19 protein-coding genes and 1 tRNA gene are annotated in these 16,962 nt (G+C 57.0%); 3 read left to right on the top strand and 17 right to left on the bottom strand.

Annotation, left to right across the window (positions count from 1 at the left end; genetic code table 11):
* Nucleotides 1-169: 169 nt before the first annotated feature.
* The 4 genes from H7B67_RS08100 to H7B67_RS08085 form a co-directional block, all read right to left on the bottom strand.
* Entirely contained in the window at nt 170-2,167 is a 1,998-nt protein-coding gene (locus H7B67_RS08100) for an amidohydrolase family protein (protein WP_245363201.1), read from the bottom strand.
* 60 nt (nt 2,168-2,227) lie between these two features.
* Nucleotides 2,228-2,668 (bottom strand): CBS domain-containing protein, encoded by a 441-nt coding sequence (locus H7B67_RS08095; protein WP_185119303.1) that lies wholly within the window; start codon nt 2,666-2,668, stop codon nt 2,228-2,230.
* A gap of 124 nt (nt 2,669-2,792) precedes the next feature.
* Nucleotides 2,793-3,839 (bottom strand): LCP family protein, encoded by a 1,047-nt coding sequence (locus tag H7B67_RS08090; protein ID WP_185119302.1) that lies wholly within the window; start codon nt 3,837-3,839, stop codon nt 2,793-2,795.
* Between the two features lie 108 nt (nt 3,840-3,947).
* Nucleotides 3,948-4,718: a helix-turn-helix domain-containing protein gene (locus H7B67_RS08085; protein WP_185119301.1), complete on the bottom strand. Its 771-nt coding sequence runs from the start codon at nt 4,716-4,718 to the stop codon at nt 3,948-3,950.
* A 135-nt stretch (nt 4,719-4,853) separates the two neighbouring features.
* Here H7B67_RS08085 and pyk point away from each other — a divergent pair, with 135 nt between their 5' ends.
* Nucleotides 4,854-6,272: a pyruvate kinase gene (pyk, locus tag H7B67_RS08080; RefSeq protein WP_185119651.1), complete on the top strand. Its 1,419-nt coding sequence runs from the start codon at nt 4,854-4,856 to the stop codon at nt 6,270-6,272.
* A gap of 43 nt (nt 6,273-6,315) precedes the next feature.
* Here pyk and H7B67_RS08075 read toward each other — a convergent pair whose 3' ends face one another.
* The 6 genes from H7B67_RS08075 to H7B67_RS08050 form a co-directional block, all read right to left on the bottom strand.
* Nucleotides 6,316-7,056, bottom strand: coding sequence for an ABC transporter permease (locus H7B67_RS08075; protein ID WP_185119300.1), 741 nt, complete (start codon nt 7,054-7,056; stop codon nt 6,316-6,318).
* The gene (locus tag H7B67_RS08070; RefSeq protein ID WP_185119299.1) at nt 7,057-7,773 is read right to left on the bottom strand and encodes an ABC transporter permease; all 717 of its coding nucleotides are present in this window, start codon (nt 7,771-7,773) and stop codon (nt 7,057-7,059) included. It abuts the gene before it with no gap.
* The gene (locus H7B67_RS08065) at nt 7,770-8,690 is read right to left on the bottom strand and encodes an ABC transporter ATP-binding protein (protein WP_185119298.1); all 921 of its coding nucleotides are present in this window, start codon (nt 8,688-8,690) and stop codon (nt 7,770-7,772) included. The genes H7B67_RS08070 and H7B67_RS08065 overlap by 4 nt, the downstream gene beginning before the upstream one ends.
* A 100-nt stretch (nt 8,691-8,790) precedes the next feature.
* On the bottom strand, nt 8,791-10,191 hold the full coding sequence (locus tag H7B67_RS08060; protein WP_342592384.1) for a sensor histidine kinase: 1,401 nt from the start codon (nt 10,189-10,191) through the stop codon (nt 8,791-8,793).
* Nucleotides 10,188-10,862, bottom strand: a complete 675-nt coding sequence (locus H7B67_RS08055) for a response regulator transcription factor (protein ID WP_185119297.1) — start codon at nt 10,860-10,862, stop codon at nt 10,188-10,190. The genes H7B67_RS08060 and H7B67_RS08055 overlap by 4 nt, the downstream gene beginning before the upstream one ends.
* 333 nt (nt 10,863-11,195) lie before the next feature.
* Nucleotides 11,196-12,038, bottom strand: a complete 843-nt coding sequence (locus tag H7B67_RS08050; RefSeq protein WP_185119296.1) for a helix-turn-helix transcriptional regulator — start codon at nt 12,036-12,038, stop codon at nt 11,196-11,198.
* A 148-nt stretch (nt 12,039-12,186) separates the two neighbouring features.
* On the opposite strand from H7B67_RS08050, the gene H7B67_RS08045 reads away from it, so the two are divergent.
* A complete protein-coding gene (locus tag H7B67_RS08045; RefSeq protein ID WP_185119295.1) occupies nt 12,187-12,981 on the top strand; it encodes an SDR family NAD(P)-dependent oxidoreductase in 795 nt (264 codons plus the stop codon).
* 153 nt (nt 12,982-13,134) lie between these two features.
* Here the strand turns inward: H7B67_RS08045 and rpsR are convergent, their stop codons facing one another.
* The 3 genes from rpsR to rpsF all read right to left on the bottom strand — a co-directional run bounded on the left by rpsR (nt 13,135) and on the right by rpsF (nt 14,385).
* A complete protein-coding gene (rpsR, locus tag H7B67_RS08040) occupies nt 13,135-13,455 on the bottom strand; it encodes a 30S ribosomal protein S18 (RefSeq protein WP_185119294.1) in 321 nt (106 codons plus the stop codon).
* Between the two features lie 54 nt (nt 13,456-13,509).
* Nucleotides 13,510-14,031, bottom strand: coding sequence for a single-stranded DNA-binding protein (gene ssb / locus H7B67_RS08035; RefSeq protein ID WP_185119293.1), 522 nt, complete (start codon nt 14,029-14,031; stop codon nt 13,510-13,512).
* 66 nt (nt 14,032-14,097) lie between these two features.
* The gene (rpsF, locus tag H7B67_RS08030; RefSeq protein ID WP_185119292.1) at nt 14,098-14,385 is read right to left on the bottom strand and encodes a 30S ribosomal protein S6; all 288 of its coding nucleotides are present in this window, start codon (nt 14,383-14,385) and stop codon (nt 14,098-14,100) included.
* 297 nt (nt 14,386-14,682) lie between these two features.
* On the opposite strand from rpsF, the gene H7B67_RS08025 reads away from it, so the two are divergent.
* Nucleotides 14,683-14,865, top strand: a complete 183-nt coding sequence (locus H7B67_RS08025) for a YjzC family protein (protein ID WP_185119291.1) — start codon at nt 14,683-14,685, stop codon at nt 14,863-14,865.
* Nucleotides 14,866-15,307: 442 nt separating this feature from the next.
* Here the strand turns inward: H7B67_RS08025 and H7B67_RS08020 are convergent.
* From H7B67_RS08020 to H7B67_RS08005, 4 genes are all read right to left on the bottom strand, one after another.
* Nucleotides 15,308-15,398, bottom strand: a tRNA-Ser gene (locus tag H7B67_RS08020).
* A gap of 68 nt (nt 15,399-15,466) precedes the next feature.
* Nucleotides 15,467-15,697: a DUF951 family protein gene (locus H7B67_RS08015; RefSeq protein WP_185119290.1), complete on the bottom strand. Its 231-nt coding sequence runs from the start codon at nt 15,695-15,697 to the stop codon at nt 15,467-15,469.
* Between the two features lies 1 nt (nt 15,698).
* Entirely contained in the window at nt 15,699-16,631 is a 933-nt protein-coding gene (locus H7B67_RS08010) for a mechanosensitive ion channel family protein (RefSeq protein WP_245363202.1), read from the bottom strand.
* Nucleotides 16,632-16,648: 17 nt separating this feature from the next.
* Nucleotides 16,649-16,888: a putative Se/S carrier protein gene (locus tag H7B67_RS08005; protein ID WP_185119648.1), complete on the bottom strand. Its 240-nt coding sequence runs from the start codon at nt 16,886-16,888 to the stop codon at nt 16,649-16,651.
* Nucleotides 16,889-16,962: the final 74 nt, after the last annotated feature.

Raw genomic sequence — 16,962 nt, 5'->3', positions numbered from 1 at the left:
ATTATATCACATAATGGCTCAGTATCTACTACGAGACGTCCGCTCCCGCCGTCGCATCTCCGCGCCGGATTGCCGGTCGGAGTACCCGCCGGAATGGCGCGCCGGCCTCCTCGCGCAAGCGGCAGGCAACCCGTCCCCTGCAAGAGAGCGAGCGCCTGCCGCTAATCGACTATTGTTCCGGAACGGACGCCGTCCATCCTTCTTCGCTTCTTGCTAGGGTCACCCCGAGCTTCTTCAGCTCCTCGACGGCCACGTAATGCCGATCTCCGACGGAGAGCAGCGGAGCCGACCCCGCTTCCCACTCCAATCGGTATCCCCGCTCCAGCATGAGCTCGTTATTCTCCGGCTTCGCGGCCTCCGCAAGCTTCGAGAGAGCAGGGAAGCGGCCCGACGCCGCTCCCAGCTTCAACGCGCGGCTCTTGGAATCCCAGTCCAAGGCGCGGCCCAGCGCCTTCAGGACGTCCGCGTCGACGTAATCCGCCCCCCGGTAGTCCGCGGTCGGAACGGAGACGCTCTCCGCCCCTCTCTGCAGCGTCAGAAATCCTTTAACTCCCCCGTACCGGACGAATTCGCTGCGGATCGGCTGCCCGACTCTAACATTCTTGTGCAAACCCTTGTCGTCGAGAGCTATCCGGCCTCCGATAAGGACGTAGCGGATTCCCTCCGAAGGAAGGTCGGGCTTCTCGACGGTGGACCTATCGCTGATTTTCCCGTAGTCGAAAATAACGATATCCGCGTCCATCCCCTTTGCGAGCCTGCCCTTTCTCCTCAGCGCCGGAGCTTGCTTCTCCAGCCGCTGCGCCGGCATCAGCGTCATCTTGCCGATCGCGTCGATCAGCGGGATGACGGCGTGATCGCGCGAATAGAGCCCGATCGTGCGGGCGAACGTGCCCGAAGCGCGCGGATGATTGTTATGTCCCGGCTCGAGGATCGCGTCGCTGCCTATCATGACGAACGGGGACGAGAGGGAATCGACGATATCCTGCTCGGGAATGGCGTAGGCGACGGCCAGCTTTCCTTGCTTCCGGTATACCTTGAACGTGGGCTCCGTCAGCCTCTCGTCCGTTCCCGCGATCTGAAGATCGTGGTACCCGATGCGAAACCGCTGCTGCCAGCCTTCGTCGAACCGGGCCGAGTTGAGGTAAGTTCCCCAGTAATCGTAAGGGTATGTACACGCGGTCAGATCGAGGCCCTTCTTCCTGGCTCCCTCCAGCATCGCGAGCGACTGCTTCATCGAGAAGGTTCCGCCCGTGCTATTGATATGGTCGACGTGAACGGCCGCTCCCGTCTGCTCCGCGTAATCGATCAGCTCTTGAATCGCCTCGATGTTCGTCCCCGGCTCCTCCATGTCCGAATATCGGGCGTGGAAATAAACCGGAACGTTGTACTCGTGCGCCAGTCTCATCAGCGGCAGAATCTCCGACGGCCCGATTCCCGGAACGTATTCCAAGCTGAAGGAAATTCCGAGCGCCCCTTCGTTAAGCGCCTTCTCCGCCTGTTCGACGAGCAGCTCGCTCTGCACGGGAGTCGCCGGATCGTATCGGCTGATCGCGAATTGGTTGCGAGATTGCGTATAGAAGAAAGACGCGCCGAAATGCACGGGAGTGCGGTTGCGGGCGTAGTACGAATACCATTTCTCAGGAGAGGAGGTGCCTCCGTGCATGGCGATGTTGCTCGTGACGCCGTCGGCGATTTTGTTCCATACTCCGAGAGGATTGGGATCGTACGACAAATTGTCGATGAAGCCCGGCGCCACGACGAGGCCCCTGGCGTCAATGGACTTCCGCCCTTTCACTTCTTGATCGGTCACCAGAGCGACGGTGCCGCCCTCAATCGCGACATTCCATCCCGTCCGGTCCAGGCCGGTCTCCGGGTTGATGACTCTTCCGCCGCGAATCACGACGTCGTAAACATTCTCCAATTCTTGCGGCGTTGCGGCTTCCAGTATCGGTTCGGGCGATGCGGCGGCGGGCTTGCTGGCAGGCGGGCGGCCTGGGGGGTAGTCCGGTACGAGAACACCCTCCGTGTCTCTCACGGAGGGTGCTCGGGCGGGTTGCGTATTCGACGGGTCGCCTAACCGCAGAGCTCCAGCAAGCGCCAACGCTGCTGCCGCGCCCGATAACAAGACGACTCCGATCCTGGTACGGGATCTCGGCTTCTTTGTCATTCGGTCCTCCATATCTCGCTTTATGGAATGGATGGCATGCAATCGTCAGCGAGTATGCTCTTAGGCTTCCCTTCCAAGAAGCTTCTCATCCATCACGGGAGCGATAAGAAGCCTCTCGCAATAATCGATAATGTCGCTTCTTCGTACGATTCCGATAAAACTGCTCATGTCGTCGACGACCGGAACGAAGTTCTGCGTCTTCGCGAGGGAGATAAGGTCCTCCATGTTCGCGTCGATTCTTACGGGGCGGTTGTTGAGCCGCAGCGGAACCTCGGACAGCAGGACCCGATGGGCCTGGTCGAAGCTGAGATCCAGATGGTTCTTCATGAACCAGAGCAGATCTCCTTCCGTCACCGTGCCTACGTATTTGCCTTCGGCGGTAAGCACGGGCACGGCCGTGTAGCGGTAACGCTCCATTTTCTCCAACGTCTGTCTGAGGGTCGCGTTCTCCTTCACACAGACGACCTCCTGCTTCGGCAGAAGGAAAAAAGCGATGTTCATCTTTACCTCTCCTCTGTCAGGAACCTATCTATGCCGAAAACAATTATACCACGTGGCCGAGGGGCGGCACTACGAGTACCTTCCAGTATTTTCTAAAGATTTTCTTATCTGATCCTTATTTTTCTTATCCGCTTGTACCTGCCGTTTCGGTCGACGGCGAAGTCGCGGCCGCCGCGTCGCCCGGAACGGTCAGCTCGGATGCCGGCGTTGCCGGGTCCCGCCATTCCGCGATCGTCTCCCGAACGTCCGCCAGATCCTCCTTGTCCGCCACGAAGTACCAGAGGTTCTGCTTGCCCATTCGCTCTCCGGTCCCATGAAGAGTATAGCTGCGGATCCGAAGCTCTGTCTGCAGGAATTGCTTGGCTAGATCGGTCAGCTCGGAAGGCGTCAGGTCGGTCCGGAAGTTCTCTCCGACGATGCCCAGAAGCTGCGGGATTTCGTTCCATTGCTTTAAGGAAGTCGCCCTGTGCATAAGAGACTCCAGGAAGACCCGGTTTCGTTCGGTCCGGGAGACGTCGCCGCCCGCGTCTTCGCGGTACCGGACGTAGTTCAGAGCTTCTTGCCCGGAATAGAGCTCCTTGTTCGCCTTGATGGTGAACTTCTCGTGGTCCGCGCCTTTGTTGACGATATCCTGGGCGATCGGAAGCGAGATGCCGCCAAGCGTATCGACCATCTGGACGAAGCCTTCGAAGTTGATGGAAGCATAGTGGTCGATAGGCGCGTCGAGCAGCTTCTCCACGCTGTTAACGGCCATCTCCGGCCCTCCGAACGCATAAGCGTGGGTGATCTTATCCTGTTTGTCCTTCCCGACGATCTCCGCGTACGTATCGCGAGGGATCGAGACCATGAGCGCGTTGCCGTCCTTCGGGCGAACGATCGTATAGATCAGCGTATCCGAGCGGCCGGCCTTCTGTCCCGGGCGCGCGTCGACTCCCATCAGCAGCAGGGAGAAGGGCTCTTCCGCGACTTTGACCGGAGCCGCCGTCTCGATCGTCCGATTCGCTAAAGGCTCGTAGGTATCCGCCAATTGCTCCTCCAGCTTGCCCGATACGAACGCGTCGAAGCCCCAGGCCGCGAGAGCGCCCCGGTTGAAGTAGCCGACGCTCGACGCGACGAGCAGCGCAACGGCTAGGCAGCTTGCTATCAACCATCTTTTGCGATGTTTATTCATGATGTATATTTTCTTTCCTTTCTGCGATTATCTAGGGGGATCGTTCCTGAATATAACGATTCTAAGGCGGGTCCGGTTGCATCCGGCCCGCCTCCTCTTTCTCCCAATCTATCTCTCTCTCATGTAATCGGAGGGATTCTTGCCCGTCGTCTTCTTAAAAAGCCGGTTGAAATAAGACACGTCGCGATAGCCGAGCATCTCCGAGATCTCCCCGACCGTCAACAGGGAATCCTTCAGCAGATAAACGGCCTTCTTCATGCGCGTAACGTGAACGAACTCGCTGATCGTCTGGCCGGTCGCCCTTCGGAACAAGGAGGCCGCGTAGTTCGGACTTCTGCCGATGTGCGCGCCGAGAATCTCCTTGGTGATTTTCTCGCGGTAATACTCTTGGATATAGTCCTTCATTCTCTGCGCATTGTAATCCACGGCGGGGCTGACCGGTCCTTGCCGCCTTTCCCGGCTCCAGAGCACGAGAATCTCCGCGAGAATCGCTTCCGCCCGAACCTCCGCAAGCCACGTCTTGTCCTCGTTCTCCTCCACGATCGTCCGCAAGCGGTCGATCATCCCGTCGAGAGCGGCGATTTTGATCCGGACCGGACTTTTCTCTCCGAGAAGCTCAAGCCTTGCCGAACCCACCGCGGGGAAGAACGTTAAGACGAATTTCTCGTGGAAAACGGAAGGAATGCTCTTCGCATAGTAAGGGGTGCCGAACGGAATGAGCAGCCCGTCTCCCTTCTCGAGGATCATTTTGGCCTGATTGACCCAGTAAACGCACTTGCCGTAGCTAACGAACACTAGCGTGAAGTAGGGTTGATCTCCCTTCGCCTCTTCGAACCATTCCATCGCGCGGTCTTGCCTGATCTCGTTCAACTTTAACACAGAGATAACCTCGTAATCGTACTATATTGCAATCATTGTACTATATTTCATAGGTTATCAGCAATTTAGAGTCTAAAATAGAGGTATATAGCCGATAGGCATTAATCGCTGGAGGGAACTAGGAATATGAGCATTCTGAGGAAGACCAAAATTATTTGTACGATGGGCCCGGCTTGCGAGTCGGTAGACACTCTGAAGCAAATGATCGAAGCCGGGATGAACTGCGCTCGGCTCAATATGGCTCACGGCGAGCTGTCCGATCATAGCGATCGGATGAACCGCGTTCGCCAAGCGGCTAAGGAGACCGGCGCTATCGTTCCGATTCTGATGGACATCAAGGGACCGGAGGTTCGGATCGGCAAGCTGAAGGAAGCTTCTTACTTGCTGGAGGCGGGCAATCTGCTTACGCTGACGACCGAGCTGATCCAAGGAGACTCGGAGACGATCTACGTGAACTACTCCGAGCTTCCGCTCGTGGTGAAGCCGGGCAATACCATTCTGATCGACGACGGTTTGATCGAGCTGACGGTCGAATCCACGACGGCGACGACGGTCGTCTGCCGCATCGTAAGCGGCGGCGTCATCAAGCCGAACAAGGGCGTTAACCTGCCGGGCATCCGCACGACGCTGCCGGGCGTTACGGAGCGCGACGTCAAGCATATCGCGTTCGGCGTCGAGCAAGGCGTCGACATCATCGCCGCTTCCTTCGTCCGCAAGGCCGAGGACGTCCTGCAGATCCGCCAGCTTCTCAAGGACCATGGCGCCGAGCATATTCAGATCATCTCCAAGATCGAGAATGAAGAAGGCGTCACGAATCTGGATGCCATCATCGAGGCTTCGGACGGCATCATGGTAGCCCGCGGCGACCTCGGCGTCGAGATTCCGGTCGAAGAAGTGCCGATGATCCAGCGCGAGATGATCGAGAAGTGCAACCTGGCCGGCAAGACGGTCATCGTCGCGACCCACATGCTCGACTCGATGCAATACAACCCTCGTCCTACCCGCGCGGAAGTCAGCGACACCGCGAACGCCGTGCTTCAAGGCTCGGACGTCATCATGCTCTCCGGCGAGTCCGCCGCGGGCAAATACCCGGTTCAGTCGGTCGCGACGATGGCCTCCATCGCCCTGCGCGCCGAATCGATGTACGAGTACGCCAACAGCGCGGCAGCCAAGCAAGCGGCGGCGCAAGGCGAAACGGTGACCGAGATCATCAGCGAGGCGGTCGTCAGCTCGTCCATGAAGCTCGATGCCAAGGCGATTCTGACCCCGACGGTGAGCGGCTATACGGCTCGCATGGTGTCCAAGCACCGCCCGAAGGCTCCGATCATCGCCATCACCCCGGACGAGAAGGTTCTGGCCCGTCTGGCGCTCATGTGGGGCGTTATCCCTGTCAAGGGAGAAGCGACCGAGTCGACGGACGCCATGATCGAATCGGCGCTCAGCAACGGCGGCAGCACCGGTCTGCTGCATAAGGGAGATTACGTGGTCATCTCCGCAGGCACTCCGGCCGGAGTGGCCGGCGTCACGAACCTGATCAAGATTCAACAGATCTAAGCTATAGGTAACGCCTCGGGACGAGCAGTTCCGAGGCGTTTTTTTATATTTCCTTGCGATTGAAGTAGACGAGGCTTGCGGACAGGAAAATTACGAAGCTGCCGAGCACGGTGATGAGCAGGCTTTCGATTGGCAGGGCGAACGCGCCGAAGTCGAGCGCATCCCCTCTCAGCATCGTCAGCGCCGGCTGGGCCCAAGGGTAGTACGGAGCGATCTTCTCCGAATTGGCGACGAGCATGTTCGGCAGCGTCAGCATGACGTTGACGGCCAGCGGCGCCGCGAAGCTGCTCCAGAGCGTGGAGACGCCCAATTGCAGCGCCGCCAGCGGCAAGCAGCCAAGCCAGCTCCCCGCGACCGCGGACGCCAGCGCGCCCCAGGGAAGCTCCGGGGCGAAGCCGTGGATGACGGACGCGACATAAACGGCCGCCGCGAACAACAGCTGCACGGCTGCCAGCAAGACGGCAATGATCAGCAGCTTGGCCGCGATGACGCCGGTCCGCGAGACCGGGAGCGACAGCAGCTGCTTCCAACCCCCGCTGCCGTGCTCGTAACGGCACACGAAGGCGGCCAGAATCCCGGTCAGGATCGGGAGGAAGAACATCGCGTGGAATTGGCCCATGGCCGACAACAGAATCGGGTATCTGTCCGAACCGGACACGGAATCGAACGAGACCAACGCGCCGATCAGCAGCGCGATCGCCGGGCTGACCGGAACCAGCAGCCAGACGCGGGATTTGGATAGCTTCATCCATTCGGAAGAGAGAAGCCTGCGGAATCCGGGCATTCATGCCACATCCTTTCGTTCGAAGCGGATCATGCCCATCAGCGCGACCGCGGCGCCGGTGACGATTCCCGCCGCGGCGAACCAGAAAGGCTTGTCGCTCAAGTAAGCGAACAAGGGCCAATTGAGCGGCAGCCATTCCGGCGCCGAGGTCGAGAACAAGGACACGATCGTTATGGTAACGCCGATGGTGATCAGCATAGCTTGGTTGCGCATCATGATGCACATCGAGAGAAGGAAGGCCAGGAACGGCATCGCCCCCAGGTACGGGAAGAAGGACAGCCGAACGATATCCCAGAGGGGCATCGACGACAGGGGGAACCCGAACGACAGGCCGAACACGACCGTTCCGATCGCCAGCAACACGCAGGAGAAGGCCATCAGTAGGGCGCTTAGCGCGAACTTGGCCGCGAATACGGAACTCCGCGAGATCGGCAGCGCGAGCAGCTGCTTCCAAGAGCTAGTCCCGTGTTCGACGTTCGCAAGGAGCGAGCTGACCAACGTGCAGCCGAGCAAGACGGACATCGAGACGAAGTACGTCATGTATTGCAGCAGCTGTTCCCACAGCTCGTCTTCGTATTGCTCCAAGAAGTAATCGTAACGGAGCCCGAAGTTCAGCGCCTGCATCGCCAGAAGCCCCAACGGGGCGACGATCGCGAGCAGCCATAGTCCTTTGCGGCGGATCTTCAGCAGGTCGGAGGAGAACGCTCTGCCCATCATGACGGCTTCCCGCCTTCCACGATCTGCAGGAACAGATCCTCGAGCGACTTCCTTCGCTCCTCCACCCGATAGATATCGTGACCGCGCTCCATCAGCCCTCGCACGATCAGCGCCACTTCGTCGTCTCGGCAGCTGGCCAGCTCGATGAAGCCGCTCGCCGGTGCGAGAGTCGCGTTCAGTCCTCCGCCCTTAAGCTTCGCTAGCGCCCGCTCCGGCTCCGAAACTCTCAGCGAGATCGAGCTTTGGGCCTGCCTCCGCAAGCTTGGCATAGAATCCTGGAACACCAGCGCCCCATTCCGGATGATGCCGACCGTTCCGGCCATCTGCTCCACTTCGCTAAGCAAGTGGCTGGAGATCAGCACCGTAATCCCGTACTTCGACGGCATGCTCTTGATCAGCTCCCGGATCTCCAGGATGCCGGAGGGGTCCAGCCCGTTCGTCGGCTCGTCGAGGATGAGCAGCTTCGGCTGGCCCAGCAAGGCGCTGGCGATTCCCAGCCGCTGCTTCATGCCAAGCGAATATCCTTTGACGGCGCGGCGCGCTTCCTTCGCAAGCCCCACGATCTCCAGCACCTCCCCGATCCTCGACTTCGGAACGTCGATAATTCGCCGGATCGCCTCCAGGTTCTCGGTCGCGGTCAAGTGCCCGTAATACGAAGGATACTCGACAAGCGAGCCGACCTGGCGAAGGATCTCCAGTCTCGCCTTATGCAGCGGCTTGCCGAACAGCTGCACCGAGCCTAAGGTCGGCTTGATCAGGCCGAGGAGCATCCGGATCGTCGTCGTCTTGCCTGCTCCGTTCGGGCCTAGGAATCCGTAAATATCGCCTGGCCGAATGCGCAGGTTTAAATCCGTGACGGCATATCGCCCCTTATAGGACTTGCTAAGACCTATCGTTTCAATAATCCAATCGCTCATGATAATCACCTCGCCTATAACGATACAGGCGGAAGGTTAAACCCAAGGAGCGGCCTTGTTTAAATTCCGTTTAAAAATGAAAGAGGCGGCAACGTTCCCGTCACCCGCCTCTAGGCTGGATTCGTACGGTCGTCCCCGTCTCGGAGCGTTCCATGCGATAGTCCAGTTCCATCTCCTTCAATAGATAACCGACGATGGCCAGCCCGATTCCGGCTCCCTTGCCGCTTGGCAATCCTCCTTGACCCCGGTCGGCGATCGCGATGGACCTGCCATTCCCTTCGCCCTCGACGGTAATGCCGAGATAGCCTCCGTCCGCCGCATGGCGGACGACGTTCTGGAACAGATTGTCGAGCACCCGCTTGAAGCCCTCCCGGTCGATTCTCCACTCCAGCGGTCCGCCCGTTTTCTCCAGGTCGATGTCCGCTTCGATCCCTTCTTTCTCCCATAGGGGATACCAAGCCGCCGCCGATTCCCGAACGAGCCGGAGAACGTCCGTCGTCTCCAGCCTGAGCGGGTACTTCCCGCTTGTCATTAGCGTGTAGGAGAGCAGATTGTCGATCAAGCTTGCCATATCCCCTACCTTGCCGGACAATTGCTTCAATGCCTCTTGGCCGTCGGCGCTTAGATTGTCCCGCTTAAGCGAATGCAGGTGGCCGTTCATCACGGTAAGCGGCGTTCTCAGATCATGCGACAGATTCGCGATCAGCTGCTTGCGCAGGCTCTCCTCCTCCCGCTCCCGTTCCCGGCTCTCTTCGAGGTGCGTCGCCATCGCGTTGAAGGCTCCTTCGAGCTGGCCGATCTCGTCCTGCTTGCTCTGCTCGATCGGCCGCGGAAGCCCTCCGTCTCCTCTCAGCGTCATGGCCCATTGAAGGCGAAGCAGTCGCCGGCGAATTCTCCGGAAGAATAACAGCGATACCATAACGAACAAGAAGAACAACGCCATCACGAAGAGGCCGTAGTAGATGACCGATCCGGTCGGCTCCGTGCTCAGGAACAGCTCTCGCGGCATCTGCAGCACCATGAAATCCGGTCCTTCATGCTCCTCTCCGAGGAAGGCGACGACGGTGAACGGGTCTCCGTTCACGCTCGCCTTCATGAACCGGATCGCTTCCGATGCCGTCCACCGTTCCGGAACGGGATAACCCTCTTCCCCCGATGCCAGCACAAGGCGCGTCTCTCCCGCCCCGTCGACCCAGAACATCGACGCTTCGGGATAGCGCTCCTTCAGTTCCCGCAGGCGCCGCTCGATCCGCTCGTTCTCCCCGCCGCGAAGCTGTCCCGCTTCCTCGTGCCATAGGGACTCCATCTGCGATGCGTTGCCGTACTTCGGCTCCGATGATTCTCCGCTCTTCAGGAAGCCGCCCAGGAAAGTATAGGACAAGGACGACAGCGAGATAATGATCGGCAGAAGCAGGATCGCGCTCATAACGATAAGCAGGTATCGGGAGAGCAAGGAGTGGCGGAACTTCGCCGCGGTCTCCTTCGGTCCGTTCCCCTTCACGCTCTCACCCTATAGCCGATGCCCCGTACCGTCTCGATCACTTCGGGCGCGGCCGGGTCCCGCTCCAGCTTTTCCCTAAGATAACGAATATGAACCATCAGCGTTTTGTCCCCTTCCAGGTACGGCTCGTTCCATACGGCTTCGTAGATCTGCTCCTTCGTCTTGATCTGGCCGGCATGGCGGAGAAGGTAATGGAAGATATGAAACTGCTTGCCCGTCAGGAGGATCTCCTCTCCCGAATCGCCGTTTACGATCCGGTTCTCCTGCTCGTAGACTAGCAGATGCTTGACGGCCATGGGCTCCGCGCCGGAGGTCCGGAACCGCCGCAGCAGCACCTCGATCCTCGCCAGAAGCTCCTCGGGATGGAACGGCTTCGTGAGATAGTCGTCGGCGAACTGCAGCCCCTGCAGCTTGTCGTCTATAGACGTACGGGCCGTTATCATAAGAATCGGGAGAGCCGGCTCCGCCTTCTTGAGCCGCTGTCCGACCGTAAAGCCGTCCAATCCCGGCAGCATGACGTCCAGCAGGGCGAGATGGCAGCCCGAAGCCTCTTCCACTGCTCGCTCCCCGCTCGCGAGCCATATCACCTCGTACCCGCGCTCCTTGAGCAGCCCGCGTACAAAATCCGCGATCTCCTTATCGTCTTCTATGTACAACAGTTTAGCTCCCATGGCCCTTCTCCTTCTTCAGCGATCTGTTCCTTATTCCTATCAACAATAGGGTAACATAAAAAGACGGCTTCCGATCCGATAATCATCGGATAGAAGCCGTCCCATCGATAGCAGCCTCGCGAAACGAGGCCTTGAATTTTCGGTCGTGTAAGGCAGCAGCGCCATTTGGCGTGCGGGCTTAACGGCTCAGTAACCAATTTTATGTATGCTTGAGAGAGTGAGAGTAGCCTGATTACGAAGTGAAATATAAGACGGATTTTGAAGACACCATATCCTAAGGTTATAAAATTCACACATCGAATGCCCTTGCTTCGGCTATTAAGGGTTTCTCCCTTACTTTTTTGCAAGTGATTTCTTTTTCAAATGCTTTTGCAGCTTTGACCTTGTTGCTGCGAGAGGCGTGTAGATCATCACTCTCATATCAGGATCATTGGGGATTTGCAGGGTAATATGATCAAACTCCAGGCGCCCCATGTCAGGATGCTCCACTTCTTTGAATCCTTCAAGAGAACGGGGGGTTTCATGCTGCGGCCATAGCCGGACAAATTCAGGACTTACTCGTTTAAGATCTTCAATTAATCCGGCAAATGACGAATCTTCAACGTAGCGGGCTGATGCCGTGTGGAATTCCGCAACCATTCCCGCAGCCTTTTGATCGAAATCCTTGAAGCGCCCCCTCCATACAGGGTCGGTGAAATACCGCCAGATTAAATTGAATTCATGAGGCGGGGATGCTGAGGAAATAGAGAAAGCCTCATTCGCAGCATCATTCCAGGCCACAAAATCCCAGCGTCTTCCCAAAATATATGCAGGATTCGGATTAAGGTCATCCAGCATCCTTTGAAAGGCTGGCCCGATACTTTCTTCATGAGGGGACACGTAAGGAGGAAGCGATTCTCCCGCAAGAAAAAAGAGATGGCGTCGTTCGTTGGGATTAAGCCTGAGAGCTGCAGCTAGACTTTCCAGCACTTGTATGGATGGACGGACATCGCGTCCCTGCTCTAGCCACATGTACCAGGATGTGCCGATATTCGTCAGTTGGGCAACCTCTTCCCGACGCAATCCGGCTGTCCGGCGGCGCTTCCCGGTCGGCAATCCCACATCCTCTGGAGTAAGGCTGGACCTCCGTTGGCGCAAAAAATGACCGAGAGCCGAACGGCGCTCGCTATCGTTCATCTCAACCCCTCCTTGCCTATTACTCCGAAACCTATGATCAAGCAACCTCTCGTCAGAAGTATATTAGAAAATTATACTCAGTCGTAGAAATGGCTTCAACCCAGTTTGAAGCCTTTCAAACCATTACCGATTTTAAAGGAGACAGACCATGCAAACAGCAACTCAGCACAAAAATAATAATTCCGAGGGAATGCTTAGCAATAAGGTAGCATTGGTTACAGGGGCCAGCCGCGGCATCGGAGCAGCGGCAGCCAAACTCTTCGCCGAAGAAGGAGCAGCGGTTACGCTCGTCGCAAGAACGGAAGCAGCTCTGCGCTCCGGAGTAGAGGAAATTATCGCTAAGGGCGGTAAAGCCGATTATATTGTAGCCGATCTTGCCGATTCCGCCAGTATCGAACGGGCGGTTCAAACGACCGTTGAACGTCACGGCCGCCTGGATATAGCATTCAATAATGCTGGAATCGGGGCCCCCCTTTCGCCCATAACAGAGGTCACAGAAGAAGATTTCGACCTTCTTCAAGCTGTAAATTACAAAGGAATCTGGGTGGCAATGAAGGCGGAAATCAAAGCGATGCTCGATACTGCAGGTATCGGTGCCATTGTCAATAACAGCAGCGTGGGCAGCTTCAGAGGTAATCCGGGGTTGTCCGTCTACGGAGCCGCCAAACGGGCTGTTAATAGTCTTACCGAAACGGCTGCCATTGAATACGGGCCTTCGGGCATCCGGGTAAACGCTATTGCACCTGGCACCACCATGACCGAGATGATCGAGGGATTAGTTGCTCAAGTTCCAGATATTATCGAAAAAAGCAACTCTGTGACGCCTCTTCGACGTGCTGCCGATCCTCATGAGATCGCGCAAGCGGCAGCCTGGCTCTTGAGTGATCGCGCCTCTTACGTGACGGGCGTCGTTCTGCCGGTGGACGGCGGCGCAAGAGCATAATCCTGAACAAAAGGGGTATCCAAGAGGGTCCATTGACCCGGGATACCCCTTCCGTATGTTATGAAAATTTAATGTAGCTTTCATTGTTTTATAAAAACAGCCCTTCCAACCTACATACAATCATAGGTGGAAGGGCTATGTCATTGGGATATGTTACTCGGTCGTGTAAGGCAGCAGCGCCATTTGGCGAGCGCGCTTAACGGCAACCGTCAGCATGCGTTGGTACTTCGCCTTCGTGCCGGTTACGCGGCGCGGCAGGATCTTGCCGCGTTCGCTGATGAACTTGCGGAGCAAGTCCAGATCCTTGTAATCGACATGAGTGATCTTGTTGACCGTGAAATAGCACACCTTACGGCGCTTGTTGCGTCCGCGACGGAACTTGCGAGGTTCGCGAGCGCCTTCTCCGCCTTCGCGAGGACCGCGTGGTCCGCGTTCTTCGCGAGCAGCTGGAGCTGCTTGTTGTTGTTCGCTCATTCTATTCAACTCCTGTTCAATGTCGTGTGTCCAATGCCTGACTTAAGTCAGACCTCAGAATGGCAAATCATCGTCCGAAATATCGATCGGCTTGCCGTCATTCGCGAACGGATCCATGCCTCCGCTGTTGCGCGATCCGGAGCTGCGGCTTCCGCCGCCGCTGCCATAACCGCCTCCGCCGTACCCGCCGCCGGAATTCCCTCCGCCGAATTCGTCGCGTCCTTGTCCGCCTCCGCCTTCGCGGTTGGCCGATTCCAAGAAACGCACGTTGTCGGCGATGACTTCGGTGACATAGACTCTGCGGCCTTCGTTGTTCTCGTAGTTGCGCACTTGAATGCGTCCCTCTACGGCAGCCAGACGGCCTTTACGAAGGTAATTCGCGCAAGTCTCGGCCAATTGGCGCCAGGTCACGATTGGAATGAAGTCCGCCTCGCGTTCGCGCTCTCCTCCCCCGGAATCGCGGGAGAAGGGACGGTCTACGGCCAACGTGAACTGCGCGACGGCCACGCCGGCAGGCGTGTAACGAAGCTCAGGATCCTTGGTCAAGCGTCCGATCAGAATAACCCGGTTCAACATGGTTGGTTCCCTCCCAACAATGACGACTCACGGCGGTAACCCGCCAGGATGCAGCGTCAGTTCTTCTTAAGCGACGACTTCTCTGACGATCATGTGACGAATGATTTCGTCCGTAATCTTCAGAACGCGCTCAAGCTCGTTCACGACAGCAGAGTCCGACGTGAATTGAACCAGCACATACGTCCCGTCGCGGTGCTTGTTGATTTCGTAAGCAAGGCGCTTCTTGCCGAGCACTTCTTGCTTCACGATCTCTCCGCCGTTCACGATAATGCCTTGGAATTTCTCCACGACAGCTTGAACGGTTTCTTGGTCCACGTCCGGACGGATGATGTACATCAACTCATAGTTGCGCATCTTCCGTTCACCTCCTTTTGGTCTTTGGCCCCCCGATTCCCATACCGAGACGGCGATTCGCGCTCGGCCGAGGAGCAAGGAGTATGCAATCTAATTCAAAAAAGCATACCTATCTACTTTATCACAAGCGCCCTCTTGGGTCAATGTCCATCGCTTCTCTCCACTAATTTCCCTTCATTCGTTTTCATTTTCCGCCGCTCCCTCTTTGTTCCCGCTCAAGCACACTCTCACTCCCATGCATAACCCCTCCCCTTCTCCCCTACACTATCCGTACGCTTGGATTAGGGGGTGAACAGCATGGGTGAGCAGACGGAATTCGAGCCCGGCCAGCGGGCGCCTAACGACGGAGAGTACATCGAGATCGGAGAAGCTTCCTTCCATACCGGCATCAAGAATCCGAAGAGAATCCATCTCCTTCGCGGAGAACGGTTTCCCGAGACGTCCAATCACAGGCGGAAGTGGAAAAAGTTCAACGAGTAACGAATCCGACGTATATTCCTCGTATCGATGGGTATTCTAACATTCGGCGACGGACAGAGAGGTGTGGTTCCATTGAACCCATGCAGGCAAGAGCCGAAGGAAGAGACGTACCAAACGGAGTAGGACGGAGGGTTGTGCTAAAGACACACTTCCACATCACTGATGGAGCCGATTCGATCGGCTAGGACCGAAGCGCTGGTGCGCAGGACGAACGTGAAGCCGCATGCTTCGCGCGAACCTCGCACGATGAAGCAACGAGTGGATAACGACTTCAACTCATCAACGTCGCCCGGAGGGCCCCGCAAGGGGCTCTTCGTCATTTGTTCGCCAAAGTTGAAGATACCAAGGCCCGATAACCAAGGAACCTCCAATTCTCCGTAAACACCAAAAAACCGATCCCTGCGTACCAGGAATCGGTTGTATATTCGTATTATGCGTATTATGGCGGAGAGGGTGGGATTCGAACCCACGCACGCCTTGCGACGCCTAGTTGATTTCGAGTCAACCCCCTTGGGCCTCTTGGGTACCTCTCCGCAGCAAGAAAAATAATATCACATATCGCCCAAGCTTGCAACTCTTCTCGCACGATTTGTTGATGGAATTATTCGGCCGTCGATTCTTCTCCGCCCGCCTCTGTTCCCGCTCCCGAGCGAAGCACTTTCTTTAAGCTCTTCTCGAACTTGGCGCGCGGCAGAAGAATGCTGTGCTTGCACTTCACGCACTTGATGCGGATGTCCATCCCCATACGGATGATCTCCATCTCGTTCGCTCCGCACGGGTGCTGTTTCTTCATTTGAACGACATCGCCAAGCTCGAAGGTCTTTTTCTCCACTCTAAGCCCCTCCTATTCGTTCTGCCGATTCCATCGAATAATAACGCGGGTTGCGCGCCGACTCGAAGGCCTTCTTGATCTCCGCGTACAAGTGCCTGGAGACGACCGCTTGGGTATTCGGCCGGCATACGGCCGTGATGCGCAGAGTGACGTCTGAGGCGGTGATAGCCTGTACGCCTAGCAGTTCGGGCGTGCCGACCAGATTAACGTCCTCGATGCGGCTCAGAACGCCTCTGACGACGTCCATCGCCTGATCCAGCTGCTCGGAAGCCGCTACGGAGATATCCACGACGGCCAAGGAGTTGTTGACCGAATAGTTCGTCACGTCCGTAATCGAACCGTTCGGAATGACATAGATCTCTCCCGTCCAGCTGCGAAGCCTAGTCGCGCGAAGGCCGATCATCTCGACGGTGCCCTTGAACTTGCCGGTCTCGATCACGTCGCCAACGGAGAAGTGATCCTCCAGGATGATAAAGAACCCGGTGATCACGTCTTTGACCAAGCTCTGGGCCCCGAAGCCGATCGCAAGCCCGATGACCCCGGCTCCCGCAAGCAGCGGAGCCAGATTGATATTGAACTCGCCAAGTATGAGAAGAATCACGATGAAGTTCACGATGTAAGAGACCGTGTTCTTCAGAAGCTTGCCGACGGTCTGCACCCGTCGCGCGCGAAGCTTCAAGCGCTTTGACGATCTCGGATCCATCAGGTGCTCGATGACCCGATAGAGAATTCGTTTCGCTATGCTGCTGATAATCAAGAACATAAGGATGCGAAGAACGACTTTTAAGACCGTCATCCATAAGTCGGTGTCGCTAACAGAGTTCCAGATATCATCCAGGAATTGCTCCCACAGGTTCATCTTCTCCTCGATGACTTCGTTGATCGTATTCGGTTCATCGGTCATTGGCAACCCCGTGACGCCTGCCAAGCTCATGACCTTCCCCTCCTTGCTCACAGAATTTGCTCGTACAGTCCGGGTCCGGCCGACCGGAAGAGACCGCGAATCTCTACTTTCTCCGTAAGCAGAACATGTTTGACGCTCTCCAGTTCCTCTTGCGGAAATTCGATAGACAAGGCGCATCCCGCGGTAATCTCCTTCGGAGTCGGGCGAATGTCGATCTCCACATCGGCATACTCAAGCAGCATCTCCGCCCGCAGAGCCTGCTGCGTGGAGTCAAAAGCGATCAGCATCGGTTCCATGCGTCCCTCTTTCTAACACGGCTAGCGCGTTGACTACCATAAAGTATAAATGCGCTTCAGTGTCC

The organism is Cohnella thailandensis, assembly GCF_014212135.1.
Taxonomy (GTDB): Bacteria; Bacillota; Bacilli; order Paenibacillales; family Paenibacillaceae; genus Cohnella; species Cohnella thailandensis.
This window is presented reverse-complemented; position numbering and strand designations above follow the sequence as displayed.